We start from the raw sequence: 14,107 nt of genomic DNA, 5'->3' as shown, positions 1-14,107 counted from the left end.
CTAAAATTAACCTTTATTTCTTCTTAATAAGACATAAAAAGCTCCTTTGCCACCATGTTTTTTTATGGCTTGCTGATAGTATAAGATCATATTTCGAACTTTTGTGTCATTCAACCACTTATTTAAGCTATTCTTTATAGTGTCTATTTTATCTGTACTATTACCATGCCCCGTAATTACCAATAAGCACCTATTCCTTGCTTGATAATTTTTGATAATAAAATCTATCAATTTACAATAAGCATTATCTATACTATAGCCATGCAAATCGAGTTTATCGCTTATAAAATATTTGCCCCTATCGATCTTTAATTTTGTATTGTAGTCAAGACAAAATGATGAATCACCATTATCAGTATTAAGAAAATTTTCTTGTAAACTAGAGGCACCTTTATCAATCATAGATTTTATATTTACTTTGTGATCAACTTTCAAAGTAACTTTTCCACATTCTATTGGCTTAACATTTTTTTGCCAATCTAACTCATCATCTGACATAAATTCATTAATTGAACTGCATAATTTTACAACAATATATAAACACAGTAAAATATTGCTTATTCTATAAAAAACTGATTTTCAATAATGAGATGAAATCATCAAAAGCTAATGAAAACTGTTGGATATATGGAAAGCACACTTGTATTTCAGCATTAAGAAACAAAAATAGGCGGTGTATAGAACTGTTAGTAACAGAAAATTTCTACAGAGAATTTGAGAAAGAAATTAAACAATGTGCAGATAGTAAGGGCATTAAACCTCGACTGGTAGAGAACAAAATGTTCAATGATGTTTTACCCAAAGGTGTCAATCATCAAGGAATTGCTTTAAAAGTTGCTCCTATTTTTCACAGCTTAAATATCGAAGAAATAGCTGAAGGTTCAGGTGACAGCTCTACTATAGTCATTTTAGATCAAATTACTGATACACACAATATAGGGTCGATTTTAAGAACCTCAGCTTGTTTCAACATTGATGCACTGGTTTTACCACATCACCATTCACCGAGCGAAAATGCATCTATCGCAAAAGCAGCAAGTGGAGCACTGGATATTGTTCCTCTAATATACGTTACAAACATAGTAAAAACGATGGAGTCTTTAAAAAAGATAGGCTACTGGTGTTATGGGTTTGATTGCAATGCAAAGGAAAATATAGATGAAATAAAGAATTTTGGGCAAAAAAGAGTAATTATTTTTGGTTCTGAAGAGAAAGGAATGCGGAGATTAGTGAAAGAAAGTTGTGATTATCTTTTAAAAATTCCAATGTCAAACGTAATTGATAGTCTAAATGTTTCAAACGCAGCAGCAATAGGACTATATTCCATTTACATTAAAACAAAAATCACTGCAAATTAGTTGCAATAAAACAAGGATGTCATTCCAGCATGTGATACTGGAATGACAACAGTGAATGACATCTTGCGATGTCATTCACTAGCACTTACATTACCAATCCCAAGAAAGAGGTGAACTTGAATCTGTTGGAATCTCGAAGGATGGCTGTGACACTATCTCTTTTATCTCATTTTTAAGCCATTCGCTACCATCTTCTCCAGCTTCTTCTCCAGCTTCTTTAATAGCTTTCTTGAAACTGCTCTCTAGTACAGCTTTAGCAGCTTCAGTGACGTTACCATTACCATTTATAGCATTTCCTATTGTAGTTAACTTAATTAACTCAGCGTTTAAGTCAGCAGGCATCTTATCAGTCTTAGCCTTTATAGCAGTGACATCAGCTCCTAAGGTATCTGTAATCTTATCAGTCTTAGTTTGTATTGCAGTAACCTTATCTCCTAAATTAGCAGAATTTGTAGCAGTTTCTATAGCAGTTACTTTAGCTGTTAAGTCAGCTGGAATAGTATCAGTTTTAGCCTTTATAGCAGTAACATCGGCAGATTTAGCTAAAGGAGCTAGTTCAGCAGATTTAGCTAAATTACCTAACTCAGTTCCTAAATCAGCAGGCATCTTATCAGTCTTAGCCTTTATAGCAGTGACATCAGCTCCTAAGGTATCTGTAATCTTATCAGTCTTAGTTTGTATTGCAGTAACCTTATCTCCTAAATTAGCAGAATTTGTAGCAGTTTCTATAGCAGTTACTTTAGCTGTTAAGTCATCTGGAATAGTATCAGTTTTAGCCTTTATAGCAGTGACATCAGCTCCTAAGGTATCTGTAATCTTATCAGTCTTAGCCTTTATTCCTGATATCAGATCTGTTCCGACTTGAGTTTTTATGGTAACTAAGTCAGCGCTTAAGTCAGCTGGAATAGAATCAGTCTTAGTTTTTATTGCATCTACATTAGTTCCAATACCTAATAATGTAGCAATTGCACCTCCAGTCATGAACTTTGTTGCTGTAGCACTGTAATCTATTTCAGCAGCACCATTAGGTTCATACTTAAAAGTGTTGAAAACATTAGTAGCATTGTCTACACCAAAGGTATACTTATTCTGTGCAGCATCTTCATAAATTATGCTTTTAATGTTAGGGGATGGTACATTTGCTCCAGAGTTGTCTTTAAAAGTTAAACTAGCCATATCACTTTCCGTTAATTATAAAAACCATAATGTGCATGAAAATAATATAAATTCCGTAAATACTAGATTTTGCATAAGATTTCCTTGAAGCTTTTCGCTTCAGAATTCTTCTCTTGTGATCTAAGTATGTAGCAGACGATGTCATCCTAGTAGCCCCTTTGGTGTTATTCCAGTGCTTGACACTGGAATGGCTTTGTTGCACCACTCAAGGAAAGAACAGGCAGTTACTGATGGAATTTGTTATAAAATAGATATTTAGCCGACAAAGGAAAAATATGCCAATAAGAATGAAAGTCAGTAACTGCAATGAATATAACAAATTTCTTCAAGAAAGGGGAAATGTTTTTCATTATATCAACGATGCCATTGAAAATTGGTACGAAAATAGTCCAAAAGTAGCAGGTGGCAACAATGTCTACAGCGACAAAGTAGTGATTCTAATTCACATAATAACCTATCTATTCAGGATTGGTCTTAGGCAAACAGTGGGATTTATAGAGAAATATCTTGAGCAAATAGGGAAAATTTTGCAAATTATCAGCTATTCGCAGGCTTCAAGAAGGTTTAAAAAGCTTAATATCAAAATCAACGACTGCAGAGTTGATAAGAACGATATGGAAGATATTGAAATTGCTATAGATAGTACAGGTATCAGCATCTACAATAATATTCCAGGCCATAGTAAGGCAAATGGTACAGATAGAAAGTATCGCCGCTATGAGCAAACAAGAAAGCTACATGTAATGCTAGAGATAGGTAGTAAAAAAGTTATAGCTGCAAAATACAGTAGTGGAGTTTATTCCGACCACTATGGAGCCTGTGATCTTATTGAAAGAGTGGATACCAAGTATAACATAAGCACGATATATGCAGATAGGGCATATAATCGAAAGAAGTTATACAAACTGTGCGATGAGCTTGACATAAAGACAAGGATTCCTCCGCAAAATAATGCAGTAGAGCATCCAAAGTTGGATTATATGAATGAGAGAAATTCTACAATCAAGCTCATAAAGTCATATGATGAAGATGGTATGAAGAGGTGGAAAAAAGAGATAAATTATTGGAAGAGATCTTATATAGAAAGTTTTTTCTCGCGACTGAAGCAAATATTTGGATTTAGTTTTAGGAATAAATCTGAGATTAATCGTGAGAAGGAACTGCTACTCAAGTGTTATTTGCTTAACAAATTTACTGAAATAGGCATGGCTAAGTTTGATATAGCTTCATGAATTTATTATACATTACCCACTATCCGAAGAGCTGTGCAACAAAGCCCACTGGAATCCATTTTTCCATCATAAGAAACGTTGATTACTTTTATACTAGCAAATTTAACTGGATGCCAGTGTCTGAGCACTGGTATGACACCATCATAAGGTGAACCAGTGTCAGCTACTTGAATGACAAGAAGAGGGCAGGGCCCTCCTTGTATATTAGATATAGGCCGAGTTGTGGTCGTGATAAACGTGATCGCTTGCGCAGTCGAACATTTTCACAAAACCATTCTCTAGATAGAGATTATATTCATGATGTTGATCTAATAACTCAAAGTTATCTTGTGTTTCTAAGCTGAAGTGGCTTGAATCTGATAGCAATTCGTAATTTGGATTATCTATTTTACTAATGCTGCTTATTACTTTGCCATTACCATTTGATATAGCCAAACTATAACTATCACCATCCTTCATTATTTTGATGGATACCTTATCTTCAGGTAACACTATAAGCTTTTTTGTATCACTATCGTGAATTACAAATTTGCCATCTTTAAAGTAATACTTGTCTTCCGGCAAAGCACCAACCTTGTATTCTGATGTATGCAGTTTGTTCCAAAAATCTAACACAGATTGCTTTTCTGCTCCTTCTGCCCTATCATACAAAGCTTTTACATCATTATAATCTATGGTTACATTTGCCTTATGCTTTCCTTATGAATCTCGATCATAGCTCTTTTCTATTTTCAAGATTGTGTCTTTCAACACTACCTGCTCTTTCTCCTCCACTGAAGCTGACCTTTTTGCCCTTGTTGGAATTTGTGGTTGATCAGACTGTATTTCACTATTGTCGTTTCTCTCTTCAGCAACAACATTAGTAGTACTATGAACTTCTGTCTTAGTTTCACTTACTTGCCCTTTTGGACTTTCGGTTTCCCTTGTGTATATCCTTTGATAGTCAGTGTAGCCTCTATTAGTGTCACCGATATCGCCATCACCTTGATCAAAAGTTATTTTTTTACTTCCATTTCCCATATCCTCAATTTCAACTTGAGGAGAAACAGATGATAGGAAATCGTTATAACTGTAGTTATAATCAGCAGAAAAGAATATTTTTCCTTTGAAGTTATGGAAATTATTAGATAACATTCCAATTTCTTCATCAGTATCACCATCAAATAGTTTTACTTTAGTGAAATATCTTTGATTGTTGATTCTCACTATTTCACCACTCGAGTTTCTTTGTATCTGATAATCATTTGGATCATGTTTAATGGTAAAAAGTTTACCAGGGGCATATTTTTCTAAGTTTATAAGGCCCACATTTATATGTTTATGAGAATAATCTCTCTTTTCATATTCATGTGCAAATACTGGGTTGATATATTTGTATTCTTCTGGTATAGTATTACCTTGAGCATCATACCTATATTCATTACCACGTTCATCAGCTGGCACTAATTTGTATCCGTCATCCTTTTGCACTAACTTTAGATGAGTAACTTCTTCAGGTAACTGATAGCGTACATTTTTTCCGTGATCATGAATGAATAAGTTACTCCCATTTACAACTTCACCTCTTTCATTTTTCATCTCTTCAGTGATATAGAAGCCCATATTTTTGAATGCATGTAGATTTTCGCCTCCTTGCTTTACAACCGCTTCGTATACATCGTCGTCTGTTCTATCAGTCCCTTTATCATCCAATAATGTTCCTTTTTCTACGATTACACCGCTTTCTCTTTGCTCATCAGAATATTGAGCATGCTTTGAATCCTGATGATTTAGAATTTTGGTCCCTCTAAGAAGCAGAGAATCTAAATCTTTTTGAATGTGTCCAGTGCTAGGATGCAACAATTCATTTTCATGTAAATGTGCTTCATCAAAGTATTCATCACGTTCAACTGTTCTGCCATCTATCAGAGAAGCTTTATAATGACCATTTTCTTTTGTAATAGCCATATAAGCACCACCGTCATATTGAGTATTCAAGTTGTGCAATATGTCCTCAAAAACAAAAGTTTCTTTAGTTTGACCTTCAACTTGCTTAAAAAAGCCCGATTCGCTCGACAACTCTCCAAGCTTTGTATTCCCATCATATATAGATAGTGCACCCATATCTCCGTGACCAAGAGCTTTGATAGAGAAAACTTTACCTTCTTGTAGATTAATATGAGCACCTCTGATTAGGTTTGGATCGATATTAACCATCTCTTCTAACATCTTTTCTACGTCAATGTTCTGAGTTGACTTTAACTGTTTTGAACCAGTGCTTATCATCTCATCAAGCAAGGATTTTTTCAATTCTTCATATCGAGAGGAAGAAGTAATGAAATTATATTGTTCCAAAAGTTTTTCACGAGAAATCTCTTGCCTATGGTATTTTTCACGTACTGCATCGGATTCCTTGCGAATCTGCTCATCCAGGGCTTTCAATGCATTATCATAAACTTTTTTTAAATTCTCATCGTAATTTGACAATGTCCTTAAAGCCTGACTTTTATACTCTAGACTGTTTTGGTATTCATTACCTTGTTGGTCAGAGTAAGTTAGTTTATCCTGTCCATCGGAAGTTTTTACTACCTTAAGGAAATGATATTCCTTTGATATATCAAGTGTATCATTTGTTGCTCTATTTATAGCACGAGCAACATCATAAAACGCAACATGTTCTACAGGAGAAAAACTTCCAACGTTTTCTCCATCTATTTTTTCTATATTTGCTTTATAATACGATACATCTTTAATTTCTCCACCCACTATTTCTTGACCAGTTGCTATAAAATCTCCTTTTGTAACTTGCAAAGCGTTGAGATGTTCCATTGCAGTTTCTGTATCATTCTCAGCAAGCCAACTTTTGAAGTCAGCATCATGTCCTTTTATGTCTTTCAAGAAACTTTTTGATTCATCTGAGTTACCTTGACGTAAAGCATCTAGGTAGTCTCTTAATAAACTAGGATCTTTTTCCTGTAAGTACATTATCAACGCATGGCCTGTCTTATAAACCAAACTATTTTCTTCGCTGTTATTTGAATATTTTAAACTTAAAATTTTATCTAAATCTAGATTTGCAGCTTCGGTTTTATCGATACTTGACCCTTGAGCATTGAACTTGTGATCTGAATGGTGCTCAAAGTAATCTGCAATTCCCTCCATTAATACTGTAGGTAGAGATTTTCCTCCTGTAGCCAAGTAAGTTAAACCATGTGCAAATTCATGCTGAAGGTTATGAACGCCACCTTGCTGATAGACATACATCTCAGCAAAAATATCAGCTTCTCCTTTGTAGTAACATTTACCACCTTCATCTCCAAGGTAAGAACCAAAACGTTCGCTTCCACCAAGGTGAGTGTAATCAGCCTTATCATCAAACACATAAATTTTGAATGTTTGTTCTGAGCTACCAGGCTCCAGCTTAAATGCATCTTTAAAATTAGTAGCTGTTTCTCTTATCTCACTTTCAATGTGAGCAACTTTACTTGTTCTTAAATCATGAGAATGAACCTCTACTTTGATATTTAAATCTTTAACTTCTATGATATGCTTGTTGTTAAAATATTCATCTTTAGATATATTTTTATTTACTTGTCGATTGATTGTCATTACTTTAACCCCTAATTTATTAGTCTTTACAATATCAAGCATAAAGCTACTTCCGCTAAGAAAGTGTAAATTCTCATATTGATATAATTTATATCTTAATAAAAAAGTATAGATAGTTAACTCAATATGAAAAATCGAGAATATAGATAAAATTCTATAGCTAACCTCAGGCAGCCGCTAAGAGCATGTCTTCAAACTATATAGGAAGCAGTGAATAATGTCATTTCAGTAAAAAATGTATGAACATTTTAGCTAATTTACATAGCGAACGGTGTTACCCCAGTATCACAACACCGGGGTAACGATAAAGGAGAGAGTAGCTATATGCTCTGTTCTGGGATATTTGGTTGTTCAGTATCAACATCTTCCAATTTTGTAAAAACAGTTCTTGACAATGCAGCACCAGCTCCACCCCCAATTGCAGCTGCAGCTACAGTTATAAGGTCAGATTTGAAAGATTCTATATGAGTATTAAGGATGATGTAAGAAATCGATGTACATAATCCTGCAATAACTCCTGATAATACAATATTTTTTGTACTAATTGACTTGCATACTTTTTTTAAATTATCTGCAATTAGCGCTGACTTCTGTCTTGCTTCAGAATTATCTGACATTGACTCCACTATGTGTTCTAAATTATTTACAACTGGCATAGATAGCAGTCCTCCAAGTGTTGCTGCAACAACTGCACCTACTTTTGATTTTCCAAGACTAGTTTTTGAGATTATTGTCGTAGATATTAAAAGTATTACTAAAGACATAGGAATTATTGGATTTTTATTTTCTTGGTGTCTTTTCTCTGACTCTTGTTGTTCCCATGATGAGTGTTCATCATAAGTTTGTTGACTAGGATCATCTCCATTATCGTACTGGCTTTTTTTTTCTGGATCAGATAATACTTCGAATGCTTCTGATATCTTTTTGAACTTTTCCTCGCACTCTTTAAATTTTTTTTTCAGTTGAATTAGTTGATCTCTTTCTGCTTCTGAAAGGTGCGTCTTTGCTTTTAACATATTGAGATCTACTATTTCAGGAAATTTATCTGGATGAAACTTAAGTGCTAATTTTCGATATGCTTTTTTTATCTCATCTTGAGTAGCATTTCTTTCTACTTCTAATACTTTATAATGATCAATCATTTATTCCTCTCTATTTTGAAACATTTTTCATTACATCACCAATACTACATCTTTATGAAAGCACGGTAATACAATATAAATGTGTAGCAAATATTATAATAACTGTCAAAATTTTAATAAATTGAGTAAAGATTTATAAAAAATACTAAACCCTGTAGCGTTACAAGAAATTTGTTTATTTACCTTCTTAAAATTGCAAAAAACACCCACCTTTGTAAGAGCAAGCCGCATAAATACGTGGTTGTAAAAATAGAAGCTTCAAATTGCTGCAACAAAGTCAGGTAAATTAGTTCAGGTAAATTAGTTCGTATATAAATGTGGCAAAAGTAGGCTAATATAGATATTTTCACGATATACTAAATTTTCCTACTATTTCCAAATAAATTACATTAACTTGGACATGAATGGAATGAAAGTGTATATTTATATAAGCAGCTTCTTATTTATAAAATCAGAAGTAACTTAGACGGATTTAAGATAGAACTATTACAGTTTACATTAAATCTTAATGACTCTTTTTTTACGTTCAATTGTTTTACTATCAGGAGGTAACTTACATGTCGTTGATCACCTTATATCACGCCATTTTTGATACTTTCAACACTTATGGAAATTTGTCAAGGAGTTTCATCCAGCAAGAAGTCTAAAAGCAAATTGACTTTCATTTCACTGAAGCACTATACTAAAGCTACGATGGGTAATTAGCTCAGTTGGTAGAGCACTTGCTTGACGTGCAAGGGGTCGCTGGTTCGAGCCCAGTGTTACCCACGATTTTTGCTCATAAAAAGATTTTATATGACAGCAGTGCACAATGGCAAACACTCAATAGCAGAGTCCAAGCGCTTAATTTATTCCATAATAATAGTCGCAATAACAATGCTTATGGAGATAGCAGGTGGAGTAATTTCACATTCGCTTGCTCTACTATCAGATGCAGGACATATGCTCACTGATCTTTTTGCCTTGGTTTTAAGCTGGATAGCACACAAATTTTCAGCTAAGAAATCTGATTTACAGAGGTCATATGGGTATCACAGATTGCAGATAATTGCAGCATTTGTTAATGGTTTAACTCTATTTTTCATTGCAGCGGTCATTATAATTGAATCAATAAAGAGATTCATTTGTCCGGTCAATGTTGAATGGAAAGTAATGCTAATAATTGCCACACTTGGCCTGATCTCTAACATTATAGTCTTTTTTATATTACATAGTAAATGCGAAAGTAATATAAACATAAAAAGTGCTGTATTGCATGTTATCGGAGATATTTTAGGTTCTGTAGCTGCTATACTTGCATCCATAATTATCATGTTTACCGGATGGCAAATAGTGGACCCTATTTTGTCAGTATTTGTCAGTGTAATAATCTTAAACAGTGGCTATAAAATTCTCAAGAATTCTTGCCATATACTCCTTGAAGGTACACCTGAGAGTGTATCTGCTGAGGAGATAAAAAGTGAGATTGTATCTAAGTTACCTGAAGTGATAGATGTGCATCATATACATGCATGGTCACTATCTGATAATTATTTTATACTTACTATGCATGCCAAGATAAAGCAAAATGGGCAACATACTAATATTCTGTATGAGATAAAAAAAATACTATTAAATAGATTTGAAATTGCACACTCTACAGTTGAAATTGAATACGATGAGTGCGTAGACAGTAAAATACTTAAGCATTGACATCTATAGGCTATTTGTTATTACTACAATATCATAATATTATAGAGAGTAGGCTATGATAGGTGTTTCCCAAATACAATTTCCTGGAAAGGATTCTTACAGATTAAAGACAGCAAGTTACTTCGCAGCTTTTGTTTCTTTAAGCATTTTAGTTAATCCTGCCAATGTCTTTTTATCTTTTGCCACATTGTTTTTTAGATCTGAAATAAAAACTTTTTACGTTTATAAAGACATAAAAGCTGCAAAGCAGGAAAAAATAAGTAAAAAGGAATATTGGGAAATATTTTTTGAGAAAAATAAAATTAAGATAGCATCTTTCCTTTTATTTTTTGCCTCTATAACATATATAACTTTTACAACTACTTTCCTGCTTGTTTCGTTACTTGCAACAATACCACTTGCAATGATTTTAATTCTATTACAAAGTGAATTAAGGCCAAAGGATTTTAATCCATTTACGTTACTCAAAGCTGCTATTAGTTTCTTTTTAGAAGGCATAAAAGAAAACTCACGTGGGCTAGTCAATAGCTTTGATATTAAGCTTGAACATTTACTACCCCATCAATTAAATAATGATATCATTAAAAATATTGACAAATTAAAAGATAAATATACTGAACAAGTATCTGAAGACACTATTAATAATGAGGGATTTAAAGAATTTATTGAATATATAAATCACTTACATATGCTTGATGGCCAACCATTTAGTAATGAGAATAAGGGAAAATTAGTAATGTTTTTGCAAGATTTTTGCAAAGGTAATGAGAAACATAGCTCTGGCTTCACTGGTGGACAAATTCTTCTGTTAGTTCTTAGAGCCTGCAATGATGGAGATAGAGAAGCTGTAAAAAATAAAAAAGACGCGTTGATTGCAAATTTACTAGATAGCCAAACTTTCTCTAGAAAAGAACGAATTCCTAACACATGTTTTACTGGTGTTATCTACAGAATGTTAAGTACATTAGAGGGTATTCATTCCGATCCAGAGATTAAATTTACACCACCTAGACAAATGCTCCTTACAGAAGCAGAAAATGAAGCACGTAAGTTTATGTTAGACAGGCTAAAAAATAAGAAGAACAGTAAAGAAATTCTTAGGGCTTGGCATAACGCCCAAAATAATTATGAAGATGATAAAAGTCAAAAAATAGTTGATGATTTTATTGCAGAAGTAAGCGTTCCTTTAATGAGAAGGTTGCTAAGTTTTACTTCTCAGTATAGTGAACAAATTGTGCTGACATTAATGAAAAATATCAGCTCTGTAAAGTTAAATAAATTAGAGCACTTTGTGTTGGGTCAGCACATGAGAGATAGACTGCAGGAGCATGCTTTAGATGACCAACTCGAAAATATCAAAGAAAAAGTCTTTTTGAAGCTTTTAAACCAAAATTTACTTAGGATAGATTTTGCTCTTAAGGATTCATTTTTGAATGAAGCTAAGGGAATAGCTGACGAAATAATAAAAGAAGAAGTAGAGAAATTTAGGTCAGAAACTGCTGAAAAGGCTAGGAAAGTTAACCCTATAGAAGCTCAAATAGATGCTACATTGCAAAATCTGTCAGCCTTGCCACGAGAAAGGAAGTGTTGCATTGCATATAACAGACTAAATGGACAATATAAAGGTGATGAAAGAGAAATAATGGAGAACATCTTACTAAAAAAATTAGAGATAACGAAAGAAGAAATGAATAAGATGCTAGAAGAGTATGATATACGTAAGCTAAAATTAGCACTTGATGATGCATGTAAAAAAAGTGGAAAAAACATGGAAGAAATAATAAAAGAAGTAGAAGAAGTAGTCTCAAGTCGTCTCTCACATGGAGTATCCGCTAGTAATGTAGTAGAAGGAATGAGACATAGCTCATAAAAACTTACGTTCTCTGCCTTGCAGAAGATTTGCAATATTTTTGTAATGCTTCAAGAAAATTAATATCGCTACAGTGAGTAGTATAAGGAATAACTCCTTTTGAAAAAAGAAAGATGCTATAACAGCTGCTGCAGTAGCAGCCAAGGAAGCAAGAGAGGAGTACCGAAAGATAAAAAATACTATTAGCCAGACAAATACAAATGCTAATGCTATAGAAATGTTAAGTGCTATCAAAACTCCCAAAGTTGTTGCAACCCCCTTTCCTCCATTGAACCTTAGCCAAATAGGAAACATATGACCTAGAACTGCTAAAATTGCAGATACATATATATATAAATCGTTATTATCACAAAATTGTTGTGCTGTATAAACCGCGACAAATCCTTTCAAAGAGTCTAAAAATAATGCGAGGACAGCAAGTCTCTTATTTCCTGTTCTTGCAACATTTGTAGCACCAATGTTTCCTGAACCTACTTCTCTTAAATTTATACCATTTATTTTTGCAATAATTAAGCTAAACGGTATTGAACCGATTACGTAAGATAATATAAGAATTATATATTTCTCCATTATACTAAAAATCTAGTTGATCTTGTTATTCCTCAGTCTTTTTAGATAGCATTGAACTTCATCATTAATCTGATTGCTAAACAGTATAAGTGCTGTCATATTGATGAGTGCTAAACAAGAGAATAAAGCCCCACCAATATTAGCAATAGCCATTATATCTTTAGACAAACCTGACAAAAATGCAACTACCACCACCGCTATACGATATATTACTACACTTTTTACACCAAACAAATACAGCCATCCCATTTCACAACAATATACAAATGAAATTACTGAGGAAAACGCAAACAAAGGCGCAGCGATGGTTAAAAGTATAGGAAACCAAGAAGAAACTGTTTCAAATGCTTTTTGGGTGATCAATATTCCCTCGCCAATGCCAGTCTGGTATGCGCCTGTTATTACTATTGTTATTCCTGTCAAACAACAAATTAACATTGTATCGAAGCATGGTTCTATCATAGCAACTAGACCAGTCCTAACCGGCTCCTCATCTTTAGCTACAGCGTGAGTAATTGCAGCAGAACCAACACCTGCTTCACTGGCAAAAATTGCCCTTTGAATCCCAGCGACAAATGCTCCTACTACTCCACCACCAACAGCATTGAAGTCTATCATACTGGAAAACAATATTTTTAATGTATTGCTAAAATTGTGAATATTGAATGCAATAATCGTGAAACAACTCAAAATATATATGAGTGACATAATAGGCACTAGTGCAGAAGATACTCTAGCTATTCTCCTGATTCCACCGATAATCACTAGAGCAAGTAATGTAGAAATTATGAAGGAAAGAACCCAAGGATGACTATCTATCCAGCTTGAATAGCCAGATAATATTGAAACCATTTGATTAGTCTGAAATGCTACACTTCCACCAAGACCTGACAATACAAAAAACACTGCATATATTGCAGCTATCACAATACCAAGCTTCTTAAATCCAAATTCCTCTAGTCCATTTCTTATATATTGAAAGGGACCACTGAATAACTGCTCTTGACCTTCTGTTCTGTGCCTGAATGCTAAAGTCACTTCAGCGAATTTTGCAGACATACCAAAAAAGCCTGTGATCATCATCCAAGGTACCGCTCCTGGCCCTCCCATTGAAATTGCAATTGCAACACCAGCAACAGTTCCAAGACCTACTGTGCTTGATAGCGCGGTTACAAATGCCTGAAAATGCGTAATGTGACCATCATGATGATCTGTGTCATATTTTCCACATAAAATAGCGAACGCATGCTTAAACATCCTTATGTTGAGAAATCTAAAACGTAGTGTTAGAAATATATAACCAAAGGCCAATAAAAGAATTATAAATGGTACGTGAAAGATCTTGAAAAACAACACTTCATTCATGAAGTTGCTTACTCCATTTAATGCAGTGTCATAACTTTTATGAAAAACTGAAGCAGCGTATACATCGTTAAACGATAGGCAAAATAACATCATGCAAAGCAATCTATAAATCAT

The 14,107-nt window shown here is 33.8% G+C and carries 8 protein-coding genes, 1 tRNA gene and 2 pseudogenes; 5 read left to right on the top strand and 6 right to left on the bottom strand.

Going from position 1 to position 14,107, the window contains the following annotated elements; all coding sequences use genetic code 11:
• Nucleotides 1-6: 6 nt before the first annotated feature.
• The gene (locus OPR29_RS04290; protein WP_007302491.1) at nucleotides 7-498 is read right to left on the bottom strand and encodes a Smr/MutS family protein; all 492 of its coding nucleotides are present in this window, start codon (nucleotides 496-498) and stop codon (nucleotides 7-9) included.
• 92 nt (nucleotides 499-590) lie between these two features.
• On the opposite strand from OPR29_RS04290, the gene rlmB reads away from it, so the two are divergent.
• Complete coding sequence (gene rlmB / locus OPR29_RS04285) at nucleotides 591-1,358, top strand: 23S rRNA (guanosine(2251)-2'-O)-methyltransferase RlmB (RefSeq protein ID WP_007302490.1); 768 nt, start codon at nucleotides 591-593, stop codon at nucleotides 1,356-1,358.
• 90 nt (nucleotides 1,359-1,448) lie between these two features.
• Here the strand turns inward: rlmB and OPR29_RS04280 are convergent, their stop codons facing one another.
• A complete protein-coding gene (locus OPR29_RS04280) occupies nucleotides 1,449-2,534 on the bottom strand; it encodes a hypothetical protein (protein WP_265025119.1) in 1,086 nt (361 codons plus the stop codon).
• Between the two features lie 275 nt (nucleotides 2,535-2,809).
• Here OPR29_RS04280 and OPR29_RS04275 point away from each other — a divergent pair, with 275 nt between their 5' ends.
• A complete protein-coding gene (locus tag OPR29_RS04275) occupies nucleotides 2,810-3,766 on the top strand; it encodes an IS5 family transposase (protein ID WP_213863789.1) in 957 nt (318 codons plus the stop codon).
• A gap of 204 nt (nucleotides 3,767-3,970) precedes the next feature.
• On the opposite strand, the pseudogene OPR29_RS04265 reads toward OPR29_RS04275, so the two are convergent.
• Both OPR29_RS04265 and OPR29_RS04260 read right to left on the bottom strand, forming a co-directional pair.
• Nucleotides 3,971-7,354, bottom strand: a pseudogene (locus OPR29_RS04265) (peptidase M2).
• An 866-nt stretch (nucleotides 7,355-8,220) separates the two neighbouring features.
• Nucleotides 8,221-8,496, bottom strand: a pseudogene (locus tag OPR29_RS04260) (DnaJ domain-containing protein); the annotation flags it as partial.
• 695 nt (nucleotides 8,497-9,191) lie between these two features.
• On the opposite strand from OPR29_RS04260, the gene OPR29_RS04255 reads away from it, so the two are divergent.
• The 3 genes from OPR29_RS04255 (at nucleotide 9,192) to OPR29_RS04245 (ending at nucleotide 12,058) form a co-directional block, all read left to right on the top strand.
• Nucleotides 9,192-9,264 (top strand) — tRNA-Val (locus OPR29_RS04255).
• Nucleotides 9,265-9,291: 27 nt separating this feature from the next.
• On the top strand, nucleotides 9,292-10,188 hold the full coding sequence (locus OPR29_RS04250; RefSeq protein ID WP_007302486.1) for a cation diffusion facilitator family transporter: 897 nt from the start codon (nucleotides 9,292-9,294) through the stop codon (nucleotides 10,186-10,188).
• Between the two features lie 55 nt (nucleotides 10,189-10,243).
• Nucleotides 10,244-12,058 carry a hypothetical protein gene (locus OPR29_RS04245; protein ID WP_265025116.1) on the top strand — a complete coding sequence of 605 codons (1,815 nt, stop codon included), beginning with the start codon at nucleotides 10,244-10,246 and terminating at the stop codon, nucleotides 12,056-12,058.
• Here OPR29_RS04245 and plsY read toward each other — a convergent pair.
• Together plsY and OPR29_RS04235 are read right to left on the bottom strand one after the other, a co-directional pair.
• Nucleotides 12,053-12,628, bottom strand: a complete 576-nt coding sequence (plsY, locus tag OPR29_RS04240) for a glycerol-3-phosphate 1-O-acyltransferase PlsY (protein ID WP_007302484.1) — start codon at nucleotides 12,626-12,628, stop codon at nucleotides 12,053-12,055. The genes OPR29_RS04245 and plsY overlap by 6 nt on opposite strands.
• 12 nt (nucleotides 12,629-12,640) lie before the next feature.
• Nucleotides 12,641-14,107 carry an alanine/glycine:cation symporter family protein gene (locus OPR29_RS04235; RefSeq protein ID WP_052264702.1) on the bottom strand — a complete coding sequence of 489 codons (1,467 nt, stop codon included), beginning with the start codon at nucleotides 14,105-14,107 and terminating at the stop codon, nucleotides 12,641-12,643.

The sequence above is a fragment of the Wolbachia endosymbiont (group B) of Pammene fasciana genome, from assembly GCF_947251495.1.
Lineage (GTDB): Bacteria > Pseudomonadota > Alphaproteobacteria > Rickettsiales > Anaplasmataceae > Wolbachia.
Note: the sequence above shows the minus strand (reverse complement) of the source record. Positions and strands in the feature narration are given on the sequence as shown.